Annotated in this window: 17 protein-coding genes; 9 read left to right on the forward strand and 8 right to left on the reverse strand. The window is 68.6% G+C overall.

Translation table 11 applies throughout. From position 1 onward, the window contains the following. Positions 1-4 precede the first annotated feature (4 nt). Positions 5-700 (forward strand): phospholipase D-like domain-containing protein, encoded by a 696-nt coding sequence (locus LA521A_RS01920; protein WP_281780705.1) that lies wholly within the window; start codon positions 5-7, stop codon positions 698-700. Between the two features lie 66 nt (positions 701-766). After that, a complete protein-coding gene (locus LA521A_RS01925; RefSeq protein WP_281780706.1) occupies positions 767-1,162 on the forward strand; it encodes a GFA family protein in 396 nt (131 codons plus the stop codon). A gap of 5 nt (positions 1,163-1,167) precedes the next feature. On the opposite strand, the gene LA521A_RS01930 is transcribed toward LA521A_RS01925, so the two are convergent. Next, on the reverse strand, positions 1,168-2,058 hold the full coding sequence (locus LA521A_RS01930; RefSeq protein WP_281780707.1) for a pseudouridine synthase: 891 nt from the start codon (positions 2,056-2,058) through the stop codon (positions 1,168-1,170). 124 nt (positions 2,059-2,182) lie between these two features. Here LA521A_RS01930 and LA521A_RS01935 point away from each other — a divergent pair, with 124 nt between their 5' ends. Further along, positions 2,183-3,010 (forward strand): PhzF family protein, encoded by an 828-nt coding sequence (locus LA521A_RS01935; RefSeq protein WP_281780708.1) that lies wholly within the window; start codon positions 2,183-2,185, stop codon positions 3,008-3,010. Positions 3,011-3,031: 21 nt separating this feature from the next. Here LA521A_RS01935 and LA521A_RS01940 read toward each other — a convergent pair whose 3' ends face one another. Both LA521A_RS01940 and LA521A_RS01945 read right to left on the reverse strand, forming a co-directional pair. Beyond that, complete coding sequence (locus LA521A_RS01940) at positions 3,032-3,472, reverse strand: helix-turn-helix domain-containing protein (protein WP_281780709.1); 441 nt, start codon at positions 3,470-3,472, stop codon at positions 3,032-3,034. 93 nt (positions 3,473-3,565) lie between these two features. Next, complete coding sequence (locus tag LA521A_RS01945; RefSeq protein WP_281780710.1) at positions 3,566-4,507, reverse strand: LysR substrate-binding domain-containing protein; 942 nt, start codon at positions 4,505-4,507, stop codon at positions 3,566-3,568. A 96-nt stretch (positions 4,508-4,603) separates the two neighbouring features. On the opposite strand from LA521A_RS01945, the gene LA521A_RS01950 reads away from it, so the two are divergent. Beyond that, positions 4,604-5,725 (forward strand): hypothetical protein, encoded by a 1,122-nt coding sequence (locus LA521A_RS01950; RefSeq protein WP_281780711.1) that lies wholly within the window; start codon positions 4,604-4,606, stop codon positions 5,723-5,725. On the opposite strand, the gene LA521A_RS01955 is transcribed toward LA521A_RS01950, so the two are convergent. Both LA521A_RS01955 and LA521A_RS01960 read right to left on the reverse strand, forming a co-directional pair. Further along, on the reverse strand, positions 5,709-6,572 hold the full coding sequence (locus LA521A_RS01955; protein ID WP_281780712.1) for an alpha/beta fold hydrolase: 864 nt from the start codon (positions 6,570-6,572) through the stop codon (positions 5,709-5,711). The genes LA521A_RS01950 and LA521A_RS01955 overlap by 17 nt on opposite strands. Positions 6,573-6,635: 63 nt before the next feature. After that, the gene (locus LA521A_RS01960; RefSeq protein ID WP_281780713.1) at positions 6,636-7,835 is read right to left on the reverse strand and encodes an acyltransferase family protein; all 1,200 of its coding nucleotides are present in this window, start codon (positions 7,833-7,835) and stop codon (positions 6,636-6,638) included. 141 nt (positions 7,836-7,976) lie between these two features. On the opposite strand from LA521A_RS01960, the gene LA521A_RS01965 reads away from it, so the two are divergent. The 5 genes from LA521A_RS01965 (at position 7,977) to LA521A_RS01985 (ending at position 11,613) form a co-directional block, all read left to right on the forward strand. Then, on the forward strand, positions 7,977-8,864 hold the full coding sequence (locus LA521A_RS01965) for a LytTR family DNA-binding domain-containing protein (RefSeq protein ID WP_281780714.1): 888 nt from the start codon (positions 7,977-7,979) through the stop codon (positions 8,862-8,864). Positions 8,865-9,271: 407 nt separating this feature from the next. Next, complete coding sequence (locus tag LA521A_RS01970) at positions 9,272-9,508, forward strand: hypothetical protein (protein ID WP_281780715.1); 237 nt, start codon at positions 9,272-9,274, stop codon at positions 9,506-9,508. Positions 9,509-9,813: 305 nt separating this feature from the next. Then, on the forward strand, positions 9,814-10,188 hold the full coding sequence (locus LA521A_RS01975; protein WP_281780716.1) for a hypothetical protein: 375 nt from the start codon (positions 9,814-9,816) through the stop codon (positions 10,186-10,188). Positions 10,189-10,333: 145 nt separating this feature from the next. After that, the gene (locus LA521A_RS01980; protein ID WP_281780717.1) at positions 10,334-11,317 is read left to right on the forward strand and encodes a chemotaxis protein CheB; all 984 of its coding nucleotides are present in this window, start codon (positions 10,334-10,336) and stop codon (positions 11,315-11,317) included. Between the two features lie 116 nt (positions 11,318-11,433). Continuing rightward, complete coding sequence (locus tag LA521A_RS01985; RefSeq protein ID WP_281780718.1) at positions 11,434-11,613, forward strand: response regulator; 180 nt, start codon at positions 11,434-11,436, stop codon at positions 11,611-11,613. Positions 11,614-12,409: 796 nt separating this feature from the next. Here the strand turns inward: LA521A_RS01985 and LA521A_RS01990 are convergent. From LA521A_RS01990 to LA521A_RS02000, 3 genes are all read right to left on the reverse strand, one after another. Beyond that, positions 12,410-13,969, reverse strand: a complete 1,560-nt coding sequence (locus tag LA521A_RS01990) for an alpha/beta hydrolase (protein WP_281780719.1) — start codon at positions 13,967-13,969, stop codon at positions 12,410-12,412. A 69-nt stretch (positions 13,970-14,038) separates the two neighbouring features. Further along, the gene (locus tag LA521A_RS01995) at positions 14,039-14,383 is read right to left on the reverse strand and encodes a gamma-glutamylcyclotransferase family protein (protein ID WP_281780720.1); all 345 of its coding nucleotides are present in this window, start codon (positions 14,381-14,383) and stop codon (positions 14,039-14,041) included. Between the two features lie 116 nt (positions 14,384-14,499). Beyond that, positions 14,500-16,305 (reverse strand): YbhB/YbcL family Raf kinase inhibitor-like protein, encoded by a 1,806-nt coding sequence (locus LA521A_RS02000; protein WP_281780721.1) that lies wholly within the window; start codon positions 16,303-16,305, stop codon positions 14,500-14,502. Positions 16,306-16,316 lie beyond the last annotated feature (11 nt).

Here is a 16,316-nt window from a genome sequence, read left to right on the forward strand (position 1 = left end):
GCGCATGGACTTCACGCAACTGGACTCCGCGCTGCGCGACAGCGCCGTCGACATGAAACTGGACGAGCGCGAGCGCTTCGAGCTGCGCGAGCTCGGCGCACGCATCGATGCCGACCGCATCCGCTACCTGCGCAACCGCGCCTTCGACATGGCGCAGGAGCTGGTCGCCACGCCGAGCGGCGATGCGGGCGCGGTGTTGCGCTGGCTCGAGCAGGTCGTGCGCACGCTCGACCTGTCGTCGCTGCCTGCGGCGGCCGGCACCACCGCCTTCTTCAGCCCCGGCGACAGCTGCCTGAACAAGCTGCGCGAGCTGTGCCGCGGCGCGCGCGAGCGCATCGACGCCTGCGTGTTCACCATCGCCGACGACCGGCTTTCGGACGAACTCGCCGCCGCGCACAAGCGCGGCATCGCGGTGCGCATCATCAGCGACAACGACAAGCGCTTCGACGACGGCAGCGACATCGCGCGGCTTGCGCGCGAAGGCATCGAGGTGCGCCTGGACGATTCGCCGTTCCACATGCACCACAAGTTCGCGATGTTCGACGGCAAGGTCGTCGCCAACGGCAGCTTCAACTGGACGCGCACCGCGAGCACGTCCAACCACGAGAACCTCGTCGTGAGCCGCGACACGTACCTGGTGCGCTGCTTCGGCGGGCAGTTCGAGCAGATGTGGTCGAAGTTCCCGACGCTGTCGCCGTAGCGCGCGCTTTCACCGCTGGTTGGTACATTGCGCGCGACGCGGCCGCGGGGCCGCGGGAGTTCCGCCATGACCGAACGCACCGCGTCCTGCAACTGCGGCCAGCTCACCGCCATCGCGCGCGGCGAGCCCGGCCGCATCTCGATCTGCCATTGCCTGGAATGCCAGAAGCGCACCGGCAGCGTATTCGGCGTGCAGGCGCGGTTTCCCGAGGACGCCGTCACCATCGCGGGCCGCAGCACGCAGTTCGCGCGCACCGGCGACGACGGCACCACGGCGCGGTTCCACTTCTGTCCCGACTGCGGCGCGACGGTGTTCTATCGCATGGACGCCGCCCCGGGTTTCGTCGCGATCCCGGTGGGCGTGTTCGCCGACCCGACGTTCCCGGCGCCGTTCGTGTCGGTATACGGAAGCCGCAAGCATGCGTGGGTGCGGCTGCCGGACGGCATCGGCTCGGAGGACTGACGCGATCAACCGTCCAGCGAAAGGCCGCTGCGGAAGCGGCGCTGCGCACCGGTGAGCGGATCGGCGAAACCAAGCTCGCTGGCGAGCAGTTGCAACGGCGCGGTGTAATCGCCGGCAGCTCGATACGACAACGATGGATACATCGGGTCGTTCGCGATCGGCGCGCCCAGTGCCGCCATGTGCACGCGCAGCTGGTGCTTGCGGCCGGTGACGGGCCACAGCGCGTAACGCCAGCGTGCCTCGTCGCGCGCAAGGACCTCGATGCGCGTTTCGCTGTTCGCCGGCCCGTCGGCTTCCTGCATGCGGAAGAACGGCTCGCCCGCGACGATGCGGCTCGCGCGGAGGCAGGGAAACGCGACATCGGGCAACGCCGGCGCGATCGCCTCGTAGCGCTTTTCGATGCGCCGCTCGCGAAACAGCGCCTGGTAATGCGCGCGCGTGGCCGGGTTGGTGGAGAACAGCACGAGCCCGGCGGTTTCGCGATCGATGCGGTGCAGCGGCACCAGCGCGGTGCTCCCGGTGCGACGGACCAGCCGGCCCAGCAGCGTTTCGTGGACGTGTGCGCCCACCGGCGCGACCGGCAGGAAATGCGGCTTGTCCGCCACCAGCAGATCGTCGTCGACATGCAGGACGACTTCCTCGAACGGGATGACCGGCTCGTCGGGGACTTCGCGGTAGTAGTGCACCTCGAGCCCGACGCGATGCGGCGTGTCGGCCGAGAGCCGGTTCCCGGACGCATCCACGACGCGCCCGCGCGCCATTCGGTCCAGCCATTGCGCGCGCGACACCGAGGGGAACCGGTCGCACAGGCAATCGAGCACGGTCGCCCACGCGCCGGGCGGCAGCTGCAGCGTGCTGGCGGCGAGTCCGTCGATGTCGGGAGGCGGTGTGCGCATGCACGGAGTGTGGCATGCAGGTGAAGGAGGTCGTCGCGACGGGACGCTGCGTTGTCCAGCGCGCCTTGTTGCACGACGGACCCGGTGCTACCTAAGGCATCTCGACCTGCACCGGACGCGCGCCATGACCGAACTCCTTCGCTACACCGCATTCACCACCGATCCGGCCGGCGGCAACCCCGCCGGCGTCGTCCTCGATGCGCGCGGGCTCACCGATGCGCGGATGCAGGAGATCGCCGCCGACATAGGCTATTCGGAAACCGCGTTCTTCTCGCCGCGCGAGGACGGCGCGTTCGATGTGCGCTACTTCAGCCCGCGCGCCGAAGTCTCCTTCTGCGGGCATGCCACCGTCGCCGCCGTCATCGCACATGCGCAGCGCCACGGCGCCGGCGAGCGACGCCTGCACACGCCTGCCGGCCTGGTTCGCGTCGACGTAGATAACGGGCAACGCGCGACGCTGACAAGTGTGGAGCCGCGCGTGACGGCGCTCGCCGACGACGACCTGCGCGCGGTGCTCGCCGCGTTGCATTGGCGCGAGGACGAACTCGATGCCGCGTTGCCGCCGGCGCTTGCGTACGCGGGCGCGTGGCATCCGGTGATCGCCGTGGCCACGCGCGATCGGCTCGCGCGGCTGGATTACGACTACGACGCGCTCGCCGCGCTCATGGACGCGCGCGGCTGGACGACGGTGAACCTCGTGTATCGCGAGGATGAGGCGACCTTCCACGCGCGCAATCCGTTCCCGCCCGGCGGCGTGGTCGAGGACCCCGCGACCGGCGCCGCCGCGGCGGCACTCGGCGCCTACCTCGCCTCACGCGACGCGTTGCCACCGACGCGTGGGTTCGTGATCCACCAGGGCGTCGAAATCGGCCGCCCGAGCCGCCTCGACGTCGCCGTCCCGCAGGACCTTCGCGACGGCGTGCGCGTCAGCGGCGCGGCGGTGGCGATCTGACCGGGCGCAGGGCGCCGCGTATCAGCCCATCGAATCCAGGCGTGCGCGGGCTTCCTTCTTGCCCAGGCCACGCACGCTGGCGAGCTTGGGCAGCTGCGACTTGCGCGGCAGGGACTTGCCCTGTTCCCAGTGGTAGATCGACTGGCCGCTCACGCCGGTGAGCCTGCCGAAGTCCGCGGCCGACAGGCCCAGCTTCGTGCGCAGCGACTGCAGCCCCTTCGCACTGAAGCGCAGGCGCGAGGACGATTCCTCGTCCTTCGATGCCGCCACCGAAGCCGCCGCGGGGCGCGCCTTGCCGGCCTGCCTGAGGCTGCGTTCCAGTTGCGCGACCTGGCGCTTCAATTCGGCGATTTCCCGGCGATAGGTGCCGCTGGCCTTCCGTAGCGTCTCAACTTCCGCACGGACTTCCTTGCGTGCGAGTCGGGAAATTTCAGCCTTGAGCACGGTTCCGAGGTTCGGCATGCCTGGTCATCATCTGGTGGGAGAAGCCCAATAAGCTAACACCCCGGCGTGATCGGCATCCGGCTGACGCAGGATCGGCGGCGTGCCGCCCCATCAGCCCTCCACCACTACCGCACGCCGGATGAACCCACGCGCCGCATCGCAATCGCGCGTCGCTTCGGTGCACAGCCACTCGCGAAAGCTGGCGATCTTGCGGCTTTCGTGCCGCGCGGCGGGGTAGGTGAACCAGAACGCGCGGCCGTCGCTCACCACCATGTCGTGCGCGGGAACGAGGCGACCGGCATCGATCTCGTTGCGGAACAGGATGGGCGAACCGATCGCGACACCTTGCCCGGCGATCGCCGCGGCGATGTCGAGGTATTCGGCCGACAGCTGCGTGCCGAAGCGGCCCGGCGGGATATCCGCATCGAACCCGAGCGCGCGGTACCAGCGCGACCACCAGTCGGGGCGACCGAGCAGCGGGACGGGCAGCGGCGTTCGCGGATCGCGACCCAGCTCCGCCACGGCCGCGCGCAACGATGGCGCGCACAGCGGCATGAACAGGCTCGGCAGCAGTTCCACCGTGCGCAGGCCGGGCCAGTGGCCGTGGCCGTTGCGGATCGCCGCATCGTAGCGGCCGCCGCTGAGGTCTTCGGCGATCGCCGACAGGTCCAGTTCGAGCGCGATGTCCGGATGCTTCGCGCGGAATCGCCCCAGTTTTGGCGTCAACCAGCTCGTGCCGAGCGATGGCAAGGTCGTGAGCGACAGGTGCGTGTCGTCGACCTGCGCCGCCTGCACGAAACTCGCGCGCAACGCGGCGAAGGCGTTGATGGCCTCGCGCGCGACGATGTCGCCCGAGCGCGTCAGCATCACGTGGTTGGCGTGGCGCAGGAACAGCGCGACGCCGATCTGCTCCTCCAGCCGGCGCACGTGGTAGCTGACCGACGCCGCCGTGGTGTCCAGCTCCTGCGCGGCCTTCGCGAAACTGCCCAGCCGGGCGGCGGCTTCGAACGCCCGGATGGCGATGAGCGAAGGGAATCGGCGGTCGCTGACCATAAGTCTGGCTGAGTGTGCGGGCCGGTTTTCGAGTGGTCAACGTGGCCCGGCGCTCCCCATGATCGGCCCACGTATCCACCGGACAGGAGCGCCCCGATGTCAGGACCGACCTTCACGCGCGACCGCGATCGCGCCGGCTTCGACCTCCATGCGCCGCGCGTTTCGCGGCGGCGGTTCCTCGCCGGCGTGGCGGGCGCGGCGACGTGCTCGCTGGCCTTGCCGGCGTTCGCCTTCGCGCCGTCGCCGGGCGCGCCGGCACATGCGAGGGACTGGCAATGGCTGGTGGGTAACTGGGACGTGTGGCACCGGCGGCTGAAGGACCGCCTCGCCGGCAGCGACGAGTGGGAGGAGTTCCCCGGCAAGAGCGTGTTCTGGCAGACGATGGGCGGCCTGGGGAACGTGGACGACAACATCGTCGATATCCCGTCTGGCACGTATCGCGGCCTGAGCGTGCGCGCGTTCGATCCGCGCACCGGCACGTGGGCGATCTGGTGGCTCGACGGCCGCAACCCGACGCGCATCGATCCGCCCGTGCGCGGCGGTTTCGACCACGACAACGCCGTGTTCACCGGTCGCGATACCTACAAGGGTCGGCCGATCATCATGCGGTTCCGCTGGAACGACGTGCACGGCGCGCGGCCGTGGTGGGAGCAGGCGTTCTCGCCCGACGACGGCGCGAGCTGGGAGGTCAACTGGCGCAACTACTTCACGCGCACGTCGGCGAAACCCACGTCGTTGCCGAAGTTCGCCAACGCGCCGAAGGACTGGGATTTCCTCGTCGGCCGCTGGAAGGTGCGTCATCGCCGCCTGCGCGAACGCCTGGTCGGCAGCGACCAGTGGGACGAGTTCGGCGGCACGCTGGTGAACTGGCCGGTGCTGGGCGGTCGCGGCAACGTCGGCGACAACGTCATGGAGTTCCCGGCCGGCACGGTGCGCGGCGTGGGACTGCGCGCGTTCGACGAGGCCAGCGGCGAGTGGTCGAGCTGGTGGCTCGATGGCCGCGAGCCGTCCACCATCGCCGAGCCGGTGCGCGGTCGCTTCGCCGACGGCATCGGCACCTTCGTCGGCGACGACACGGTGGGCGAGCGCAAGGTGAAAACACGCGTGCTGTGGTCGCGCATCACGCCGACCTCCGCGCGCTGGGAACAGGCGAGTTCCGCCGACGGCGGCGCGACATGGGAAACCAACTGGGTGAGCGACTTCACGCGCGTGGCGTGAGTCGTCCGTCGACGCGCCGCACGAAGTCGAGCATCCGTGCGGCGCACTGCGGGGCGTGCGTTTCGAGCAGGAAATGCGGGCCGTCGAGGACGTGCGCCTCCATGCGCGGCAGGTCGCGCATCCACGACAGCGTTTCGTCCAGCGCGAAGAACGCGTCGTGCCGGCCCCACAGCATCAGCGCGGGCGGTTGGCGGCGCCGCAGGAAGGCGGCGATCTCGTCGAATCGCGCCACGTGGTGGCGGTAGTCGAACACGAGCGCGCGCTGCATCGCGATGCGCCCCGGCAGCGACATCACGCGCCAGTCCTCTTCCCAGCGCGTGGCATCGATGCGCGCGGCGATGTCGTCGGGCACGTCGCCGACGTACTGCGCGCGCGTGCCCTCCAGCGTGAGGTGCGCGGTCGCCTCGGCTTCGCGCTGCGGCGTCGGGTCGTCCCAGTACGCGCGCGTCGCATCCCATGCCGGGCCCATGCCGCTGGCGTGCGCGTTCGCGTTCTGCACGATCAGGCTGCGGACGCGGTCCGGCGCGCGCGTCGCCAGGTGCAGGCCCACGGCGGCGCCGAAATCGTGCAGGTACAGATGGAACGACGCCACGTCGAGCTTCGCGAGCAGGCGTTCGACGAGGTCGGCGAAGCGCGCGAACGACGGCGGCTCGATTGGCGCGGAATGACCGAAACCCGGAAGATCCGGCGCGATCACGAAGCACTGCGTCGCGAGCGGTTCGATGACCTCGCGAAACGATGCGGACGAACTCGGGAAGCCGTGCAGCAGCAGGATCGCCGGCCGGTTCATGTCGCCGGCCAGGCGCACCGCGATCGCGGTTCCGTCGATGACGATCCGTTGCTGCACGGGCGCCTCCGCACCTTCCGTGGCGCGGCCGATCCTATCGGTGCATGCGTGACGACGATGCGCTCAGGCCGCGTCCGCGACGGCGTTCGTCTCGCGGCGCGGCTCGCGCGGCCCGAGCCCCAGCAGCGGGCGCATCCACGCGATGCGGCGGACGAGCTCGAACCCGGCGAACGCCAGCGCGAATGTCGCCACCACCAGCAGCGGGCCCTCGACGGCCGGCCGCAGGGCCAGCGACTGCAGGTTGTGCGCGAGCACGACGATGATCGTCTGGTGGAGGATGTAGACGGGGAACACCGCTTCGGTGAGATAGCGCCGCGCGCGGCTGTCGCCCGGCGACCAGTGCGCGGCGAACCCGATGATGGCCACGATCGCCGACCACTGGAACGTGCCCCACACCACGCGCTGCACGTCGCGCAGCCAGTCCGGCGGCGTCGCATCGCCGTTGTACGCGGTGAAATAGCACGCGATGAACGCATACGCGACGAGCGAGACGACGGCCGCAGGCTTGCGCAATGCGGCGAAGCGGTCCCACACCGGCTGCGATTTCGCCACCGCAAAGCCGAGCAGGAACTGCGGCAGGTATTGCGCGTGGTTGTACCAGTCGTCCACCAGCGCATGCGTGGATTCGAAACGGCCGACCATCGCCATGCGCACCACGATCAGGAACAACGCCGGCCACAGCAGCAGGCCGATGCCGCGCCCGAAGACGCCGGCGACGCGTTCGGCGAGGTTCGAAAGGGTCTTGGGCGCGAGCCATCGCAGCAGGCACAGCACCACCGTGTAGACCCACAGGTAGGCGACGAACCACAGGTGGTTCCAGGTCGGGACGTCGAGGCATTCGCCGTCGCGGCAGAAGTTCTGGTCGTTGAGCAGGTCGCGCGACCAGAAGGCGAGATAGCCGTCGTGGTAGCCGCCGGGCAGCCGCTCGACGACCTCGTAATACGACTGTGGCGGGACAATCACCAGCATCCCGAAGACCAGCGGCACCAGCAGCCGCCACGAGCGCTTGCGCAGGAAGCCCTGCGGCGTCTTGCCAAATAGGAACGCCGTCGCCACGCCGGAGATGAAGAACAGCAGCGACAACCGCCACGGCGAGGTCATCAGCATGAACGGCTCGAGCGCGTGGCTCGCGAACGGGCTTTTGACGTGCCAGCCCCAGGTCACGTAATACATGCCGACGTGGTAGAGCACCAGCAGCGCGAAGGCGCCGATCCGGACCCAGTCGAGGAAATAGCGGCGGCTCACGGCGGTGCGCTCCTGCATTGGATGTGCCTCCACCCTCGGCGCGCGGACGCGGCGCTTCCACCGTGAAGTGACCACCCGGCGGGGCTTTGGGACGAATCGCGGGCCTGCAGGGACGGATCGGGGCGGCGCCGCGCGCCCGTGCCCCTACAATCCCGCCGGATGAACGCGCCCATCGCCCCGACGCCGTCGCCCGTCCCGTTCCCCTCGCACGCGTGGCGTCGCACGTTCGAGATCGGCATCTGGGTCGTCACCACGGTGATCAACGCGGTGAGCAACAGCGCGACCGTGCTCATCGACATCCGCCGCAACGGGCTCGCGTTCCAGCCGTGGGAGCCGGTCACCTGGGAATGGTCCAGCGGCGTGGTGATGCTGGCGCTGGTCCCGGCGGTGGTCTGGTTCACCCGCAAGGTGCCGCTGCATTGGGACAATTGGCGTCGCGCGCTGGTGCTGCACGCGCTGGCCAGCGTCGTGTTCAGCGTGGTCCACGTGCTGGGCATGGTGGCGATCCGCGAGGTCGTCTATGCCGCCTACGGGACGGAATACGACTTCGGCCCGTGGCTGCAGCAGCTGTTCTACGAATACCTCAAGGACTGGCGCAGCTACGCGTCGATGGTGGTGCTGATCGAAGGCTATCGCTTCATCCGCCGGCGCCTGCAGGGCGAGGCGAGCCTGCTCGGCGAACCCGACGAAGGCCCGCCGGTGGAGCCGGTAGAACGACCCCAACGCTTCCTCGTGCGCAAGCTCGGTCGCGAATTCCTCGTCGCCGCGATCGACGTCGAATGGCTGCAGGCGGCCGGCAACTACGTGAACCTTCGCGTGCGCGGCCACGACTACCCGTTGCGCTGCACGATGGCGACGATCGAGGAACGCCTGGATCCGTCGCGCTTCGCACGCATCCACCGAAGCTACATGGTGAACCTCGGGCAGGTCGCGTCGATCGAACCGCTCGACACCGGCGATGCACGCGTGCACCTGGCCGATGGCACGGTGCTTCCGTGCAGTCGTCGTCATCGCGATGCGCTGCGCGAACGCGCGGGTTTCGCGTGATCTTTCATCGACGGTGTCGCGCGTGCGATCGCACGTGCATCGCATCCTTGCGCGCTTGTCGATAGCGCGGCGTCAGCGTCGATGAATGCGGGGCGCGCGAGGAAACACGCGTTTTACGGCCGCATGCGTCATTGCACAGGACATGATCGGCAACATTCCGCATGACGCGATTACGGTAGGCGCGCGCACGGCGGATGATGTGCTCGCACGTCGAAAAACACTGGAATCGCGCACGAATCCTCACCTCGCGATTTGCATCGTTCAGGTTGCTGTGTTTAAGTGAAACGCAGTGGGATCGGGGATGAGCTCACATCCGATGCGATGCATGCGCCTGTTTCGGGCGCGTGCACTGTTCTTTTTTCGCGAGGCCTTGCGGTCCGCTGTCTCGCGCATGGACCTGTGTTGCAATGAGCAAAGACGCTTCCGAAGCCGCGTTGGCTTCCTACGAGATATTGATCCGGTCGGTAGGCCAGGGCATCCGCGAGGTGCACGGCAACACGACGTGGGAATCGGTGCAGGCGCGCGCCGAAAGCCTGTGGCACCTGTATGCCGTGACCACCGGCCTCGACTGGCCGCAGGTCGCCGAACGCGTGCGCGAAGCATGGCGTAGTGCGGGCGAGCCGGGCGACAAGTCGCAGGAATGAATCGCGCAGTCATCGCGCGATGTGCGTGGCGCGCACGCGCAGACATCGCGTGCGGATCGCATGGCAGGCGCCGTGCGATTACAAGCAATTCACCATGACGCGCGCTGCCGGCGCCTGCGTGCTTCCCGCGACGGCGCGGAGTGCACGGCACGCGATGACCTGATCGCCCGGCGGCGTTTCGAACGCATGTGTCGATCCGATGGCAGCCGCGTGACGCGCGCGATGTCACGCACCTTCGCCGATGGAGGCCGCAACCGTCCGATGGAAGGTCCATGAAGGCGTGAATGCATGCGTACGATCGGCTCATGGCCACCGCCATCACCACGATGCAGCGTTACTTCCTTGAAGCGCTGGGCCGTAACGGCCGGAAGGCGTTTCCCTGCTCGCGCCTGCGCGACGTAGACCCCCGCCTGGAAGCCTGCTGGTACGCCAGCGGCCTTGCGGGGCGATGCGAATGGCGGCAGGCGCGCAGCATCGCGATCCGCAGCTGGCGGGTGTCCACGCCGTCGCGCGTCTTCGCGATCGCGCTGGGGCGCGTTGCGCGCGACCATCATCCGGCGATGAGCTGGGACGAACTGCAACCGACGCTCGTCGATGCGTGGCACGCCAGCGCCTCCGGCGGACACACGCCGTGGATCCGCGTGCGCGATCTAGCGCATTCGGGTTGGGCGCGCATCTGACGCGCGTGCCTGACGACGCGCCTGACGAATGCACGTCCGGCTGCGACCCCGCCGTCAGCGGGCTCAACGCCCTCCTCACCCTCCCGACACCGCTGGCTCACGGCCGGTAACCCAGTCTCGTCAGTTCCACGGGAGGATGTCTCCGATGCCGCCACCGGCGCAGCGCAACCTCGTCGTCATCGGAGGATCGGCCGGCGCCGTGAAGCCGCTGCTGGACCTGGTGGGGAACCTTCCGCCGCGATTCCCGGCCTCGGTGCTGATCGTGCAACACATCGGCGCGCAGGCCAGCACGCTCCCCGAGCTGCTCAACCGTCGGGGCCGGTTGCCGGCGATGTTCCCCACATCGGGCCGGTTGCTGGAGCCCGGAGTCATCTACGTCGCGCCGCCCGACCACCATCTGCTCGTCACCGACGGCGCGGTGCGACTGACCAAGGACCCGAAGGAAAACTACGCGCGTCCGGCGATCGATCCGCTGTTCCGCTCGGCGGCGATCGCGAAGGGGCCGCGCGTCATCGGCGTGATCCTCAGCGGAATGCTCGACGACGGCGTCGCCGGGCTGCAGGCGATCAAGGCCTGCGGCGGTCTGGCGATCGTGCAGGACCCGCTCGACGCCGAAGTGCCGGACATGCCCCGCAACGCGCGCAACTACGTGGCCGTGGATGCGGTGCTGCCGGCGTCGGACATCGCCGACGCGCTCACGATCATGGTCTCGCAGCCCGTACGCGGCGCGCCATCGGTGCCCGCGCGGCTCATCGAGGAACACGCAATCAGCACCGGTGAGGTAGACGACCCCATGAGCACCCTCGACCAGATCGGCTCGCCGTCGCGGCTTACCTGTCCCGAATGCAATGGCGTGCTGTGGGAACTGCGCGATGCGCAGCCGCCGCGTTATCGCTGCCATACGGGCCACGCGTACACGATCGGCTCGCTCGACCAGGCGCAGAACACGCGCACAGACCAGACGCTGTGGAGCGCGCTGCGCGCGCTGCAGGAACGCGAGCGCCTGCTGCGCATCGTCGCCACGGCGCATCGACGGCGCGAGGCATTCGACGAGGCCGATCGTGCCGACGCCGAGGCCGACCACCTCGCCGTGCATGCGCAACAGCTGCAGCAACTCGTCTCCGCCTGATTGCCCCGCTAAAACCCCTTGCTGGATACTGAACGTCTCGTCCCGACGCCTGCGCCGATCCGGAACGCGAGCGCATCGACTGCGCGATCCTCGACATCAACCTGCACGGCGAGCAGGTGTACCCGCTGTGCGAACGCCTGCAGGAAAGCGGCGTGCCGTTCTTCTTCACCTCGGCCTACGGCACCGAGGGCCTGGCCGAGCGCTACCGCGACGTGCCGATGGTGCCCAAGCCGTACACGTGCGACGAGGTGGTGGAGGCGATCGTGCAGCAGTTGGGTGAGGGTGAGGGCGGCTGATTCCGGGGTGGGCTGCTTCCAGTGGTCGCGGGTTGTTGTTGGACTTGCTGTTGGCTTGATCGTCATCCCGGCGAAAGCCGGGACCCAGGCCCGTAACGCCAGGGCATTCCCGCACGGGTAAACAACCCCCTCGTCATTCCAGCGAAAGCTGGAACCCATTTTGCTGTTGCCTTCGTCTTTGCTGCTGCTCTCGCCTGCTTGGCTTCAGCTCTTGATCGTCCTCCCCGCGAAGGCGGCGATCCAGGGACTTTTCACGCTCCGTCGCGAGCCCTTCAGATCAGAAAAAGAATCACCAGCCAAGCTTCCGATCGCCTGCGGCGCTCGGGTCACTTTTCTTTGCTTGCCCAAGTCCTACTGGATTCCCTTCGGTCAAAAAGTAACCAAAAGAAAGGGCAGTTCCCCGACAAACCAATCCCACGACCAGAAGGCGAAAAGGCGCGTTCGCGACTCGCCATCCATGGCTCGGCGCTCACCGCCGCACGTCCTGTGCGACGCCCTTTGGGGCTAGGAACCTGATTGGCTGTTCAACAGCAACAGCAACAACGACAACAACAACAACGACAACAACAACAACGACAACAGCAACAGCAACAGCAACAGCAACAACGACAACAACAACAACAACAACAACGACAACAACAACGGTAGGGCGCCGAGCGTTTGTAGCCCGGGTAAGCGAAGCGCACCCGGGGACGCGATCACCTTCCCAACCCGGGTGCGCTTCGCTTACCCGGGCTACAAGAGCCGGGAGTCAGTGCGCGCCTCGATGACGACTCTAGCCACAGCCCCCCCCAACCTACCGACGCTCCTCCCCGATCACTTCCCCAACCCGCGCCAGCAGATACGCATGGAACGGGTTGCTTCCCAGCCGGCTCAGCGCGTCCTGCGAGACCACCAGCGCGTTGCGCTCGCCCCGCACCGCGACCGCGCCCAGGCGCAATCCGCCCTGGCCGGCCGGATGCAGTCCGTACAGCGGGTCGTCGTCGGCGAAGGGCAGGGCGACGTGCGACAGCGAATACACCTCGCCCGGGTACGACATGCCGATCGGCTGCGCCGTGATCGCCGGTGCATGCGCCGCGCGCGAACGCGCGAGCACCGTCGCGTCGTCCTGCGACGCCACGCCCAGCACGGTCAGCGTGTAGGTGCGCGGGCGACGCAACACGTCGCGCGCCCAGTCCGTCGCGGCGGCGCGCAGCATGGGCGCCATCACGCGGCTGCGGTTCACGTCGAACAGCACCAGTTCGCTGCCGTTGTCGGGCAGCGCGTCGAACAGCCGGCCCATCACCGCGCGCGCGGAAACGGTGTCGTCGACGACCGACTGGAACGCGAGGACCGGCGGCAGCTGCGCGAGGCGGTTCTGCCGCGAGACGGTGTCGAGCGAGCGCTGCAGGTCCGCCGTGACCAGGTACGACTCGCGCGCCGCGCGCACGGGGAAGGAGTTGTACTTGAACGGGTTGTACTCCGGCAGCAGGTCGAGCCACGCGGACTTCGCGTAGCGGGTGAAGAACGCCGGCACGCCCGCAAGCCCCGCGTAACGCGCGAAGCGGTTCACTTCGATCATCGGCGACAGCAGCACGATGCGGTCGACGTCGCTGCGCTGGCCGCGCTCGATCCAGCGCATCTCGTGCAGCAACGCGAGCGCGGCGCCGTTCGAATAACCCACGAGATGGATCGGACGCTCCGTCCCCGCGCGACGCTGCGCTTCGCGCATCGTCATGTCGACGACGGCGTTCCATTCCTCGCGTCCGGCGCGCGTGAGGCCCGCGGGCACGGTGCCGTGGCCCGGCAGGCGCGGCACGAGCACCAGGAACCCGCGCGCACGGTACAGCTCCGCGAGGCTGCGCATGCTGTACGGCGAATCGGTGAGGCCGTGCAGCATCACCGCGACGCCGCGCGGTTCACCGCGCGGTTCGAACACGAACGACCGGTTCCAGTCCCGCTCGAAGCGCAGCGGCGAGGTCAGGCTCGCATCGAAATAGCGGTTGAGCGGCGTGCGGTCGTGCGCGTCGAGCTTCGCCTGCAGCTTGCGATGCACGTCGTCGAACATCGCCGCTTCGGCCTGCGTGTACGCGCGCCAGTCCATCTTCGCGATGTCGGCGGCGTCGGGCTCGACGGGGACGATCGTCTGCCACGGACGCAGCGGCGGCCCCTGCGTGGACAGGTATGCGCGGATGGCGATGAGCGCCACGACCAGCAGCACGATGCCGAGCAGCAGCCGTTTCGCGAACGTGCCCAGGCCGCCGAGCGAGCGGCGGATCAGCTGCGTCAGGCCCTGCGCGTGCGAGCGTCCGTCGAGGTCGTCGTCGGCGTCGTCGACACCGGGATGCTCGCGGATTTCGTCTTCGGGCAAGGCCATGGGCGGCTCCCGCGTCGCGGATGCGCCGCATGGTGCCTGCGCGACGCAGGGCGGATCAAGTCGCCGCCGTCAGGGCGCGTCGGAATCGGGCGCGAGGCAGTACACGTGCGCCTGGACGCGCGAGCCGTCGTCCAGCCGCGCGGTCGTCATCACGCGCAGGTAGCCCTCGCCCTCGAACTCGTCCAGACGCGGCCAATGCGCGGGCAGTTCGTCGGACGTGAACACGAGCCCGCGCACGTCGTCGCCATGCGGATCGAGCACGAGGCCGGGAAACCCGAGCGCCGCGCCCCAGCCTTGCGCGTGCAGCGTGCCGGCGACGGTCGCCGGCCGCCACTGGCCGGGCACGTCCGCGAGTACGTGCGCGTTGTCGCGCCCGGGCGCGAGGCTGCCGTAGACGAACAGGTGCGTGGTCATGGCCGCAGCTTAGCCGGATGGAGGCGTCACGCCGTGAGCGGAAGACAGGACGAGAGACATCAGGCACCGGAAACGAGCGGCATATCGCCGCTCGCTCCCCGCCCCATCCCTCACGCTCACTTCAACGGCGCGACCGTCTGCTGGTACGTGCCGACGCGTTCGCCCTTCGCGATGACGTGGCCCTTCGCGGCGGCGAGCACCTGGTCGCGATCGGCGCCCGGCGGCAGATCGAGCACGGTGTCGAGCGCGAGGATCTGGAAGTGGTAGTGGTGCGGCGGATCGCCCACCGGCGGGCGCGGTCCGTAGTAGCCGACCGAACCGCGACTGGTCTTGCCCTGCATCATCCCTTCGGGTTTGGTGAGGCGCATCTGCTCCTGCAGGCCTTCCGGCAGCGAGGTCACCTCGCCGGGGATGTTCCAGGCCACCCAGTGCACGAACGGGGTGATCGGCTTGGCGTCCGGGTCTTCCATGATGATCGCGTACGACTTCGCGCCCGGCACCGAGGTCCACGACAGCGCCGGCGACACGCCGTCCTTGTATTCGCTGTGCTTGGCGGGAATCGGGCCGTCGGCGGGAATCGTCGGTGCCTCGACGGTGAGCGCGCCCTTCGCCGCGGTTTCCTTGCGTTGCATGGCGATGGGCACGCCCACGCCCTGGTTCGCCTGCGTCTTCATCGGGCCCGGCGGCGGCGACAGCGGTTTCGCCGCGCCGCTTCCATCGCGACTGGCGAGGCGGTAGATCACGCCGTTGACGTCGTCGCCGACGAGCAACGCGCCGTCCTTCGCCACGGCGACGCCGACCGGTCGGCCGAACTGATGCTGCCCGCCGTCGACGAGGAAGCCGGTGAGGACGGGCTCCATCTTCTGCGGCTTCCCGTTCGCGAAGTGCACGCGCACCAGCTCGTAACCCGACGGTTTCGCGCGATTCCACGAACCGCGCATGGCGATGAAGGCATCGTTGGCGTAATCCGGCGGCACCGCGCCTCCGCCGGGGTGGAACGCCATCTGCATCGGCGCCGCGTGCGCGGTGTAGCCCAGCGCCATCGGCGTGCTGATCGCCGCCCACTGCTCGCGCGTGATCCCGCCCGGCGGCGGCGCGCTCTGCGGATTGAGTTCGCCCTTGCCGTACACATGCGGCCAGCCGTACTGGTTGCCTTTTTCGACCCGGTTGAACTCTTCGGGCTGCTGCTCGTCGCCGAGCAGGTCGATGCCGTGATCGGCGCCCCACAACTCGCCGGTCTGCGGATGCCAGCCAAAACCAATCGTGTTGCGAAGGCCGCTGGCGAAGATCGTGCGCATCTTGCCGTCCGGCGACATGCGAAGCAGCGTCGCGTTCTCCGGATTGGTTTCGGTGCACGCGTTGCAGGTCGAACCGACACTGACGTACAGCATGCCGTCGGGGCCGAACGCGAGCGTGCGATTGGGATGCTGGCCGCCGTCGGGCAGGTCGCCGACGAGCATGGTTTCTTCGCCGAGCGTGCCATCGGCGTTGATGGGCGCGACGAAGATCTCCTTCACCGTCGCCATGTACAGCTTGCCCTCGTGCAGGGCGAGGCCGTGCACGCTCGGGCGCGTCGCGACGACGGTCGGTTCGCCATCGGCCATGCCGTCGCCGTTCGCATCGCGCAGCATGAGCACATCGCCCTGTTCGCGACGACTCACGTACACCGTGCCATCGGGCGCGACGACGAGGATGCGCGCGTTCTTCAGGCCCGTGGCGAAGGGTTTCACTTCCAGGCCGTCGGCGGCCTTCAGGCTCGCGATGCGTTCGGGCGTCGCGTCCACTTTCGACGGACGCAGGATGTTCGCTTCGTTCTGTCGCGTTTCGGTCTTCTCGTCCTGCGCGAATACCGGTGCGGCGAGTGCGCTCAGCAGTGCGAGGCAGAGTAGCGATTGAGTCCCCGCGAATTTCGTCCTGTTCATCGTGTGCTCCG

The organism is Lysobacter auxotrophicus (assembly GCF_027924565.1).
In the GTDB taxonomy this organism is placed as follows: Bacteria; Pseudomonadota; Gammaproteobacteria; order Xanthomonadales; family Xanthomonadaceae; genus Lysobacter_J; species Lysobacter_J auxotrophicus.

Excerpts from the sequence above, each read along its gene's own strand:
- LA521A_RS01940 (WP_281780709.1), bottom strand. The coding sequence starts at position 3,472 with ATGCCGAACCTCGGAACCGTGCTCAAGGCTGAAATTTCCCGACTCGCA.
- LA521A_RS01960 (WP_281780713.1), bottom strand. The coding sequence starts at position 7,835 with ATGCAGGAGCGCACCGCCGTGAGCCGCCGCTATTTCCTCGACTGGGTC.
- LA521A_RS01935 (WP_281780708.1), top strand. The coding sequence starts at position 2,183 with ATGACCGAACTCCTTCGCTACACCGCATTCACCACCGATCCGGCCGGC.
- LA521A_RS01990 (WP_281780719.1), bottom strand. The coding sequence starts at position 13,969 with ATGGCCTTGCCCGAAGACGAAATCCGCGAGCATCCCGGTGTCGACGAC.
- LA521A_RS01950 (WP_281780711.1), top strand. The coding sequence starts at position 4,604 with ATGTCAGGACCGACCTTCACGCGCGACCGCGATCGCGCCGGCTTCGAC.
- LA521A_RS01980 (WP_281780717.1), top strand. The coding sequence starts at position 10,334 with ATGCCGCCACCGGCGCAGCGCAACCTCGTCGTCATCGGAGGATCGGCC.
- LA521A_RS01945 (WP_281780710.1), bottom strand. The coding sequence starts at position 4,507 with ATGGTCAGCGACCGCCGATTCCCTTCGCTCATCGCCATCCGGGCGTTC.
- LA521A_RS01925 (WP_281780706.1), top strand. The coding sequence starts at position 767 with ATGACCGAACGCACCGCGTCCTGCAACTGCGGCCAGCTCACCGCCATC.
- LA521A_RS02000 (WP_281780721.1), bottom strand. The coding sequence starts at position 16,305 with ATGAACAGGACGAAATTCGCGGGGACTCAATCGCTACTCTGCCTCGCA.
- LA521A_RS01995 (WP_281780720.1), bottom strand. The coding sequence starts at position 14,383 with ATGACCACGCACCTGTTCGTCTACGGCAGCCTCGCGCCCGGGCGCGAC.
- LA521A_RS01920 (WP_281780705.1), top strand. The coding sequence starts at position 5 with ATGGACTTCACGCAACTGGACTCCGCGCTGCGCGACAGCGCCGTCGAC.
- LA521A_RS01970 (WP_281780715.1), top strand. The coding sequence starts at position 9,272 with ATGAGCAAAGACGCTTCCGAAGCCGCGTTGGCTTCCTACGAGATATTG.
- LA521A_RS01965 (WP_281780714.1), top strand. The coding sequence starts at position 7,977 with ATGAACGCGCCCATCGCCCCGACGCCGTCGCCCGTCCCGTTCCCCTCG.
- LA521A_RS01930 (WP_281780707.1), bottom strand. The coding sequence starts at position 2,058 with ATGCGCACACCGCCTCCCGACATCGACGGACTCGCCGCCAGCACGCTG.
- LA521A_RS01975 (WP_281780716.1), top strand. The coding sequence starts at position 9,814 with ATGGCCACCGCCATCACCACGATGCAGCGTTACTTCCTTGAAGCGCTG.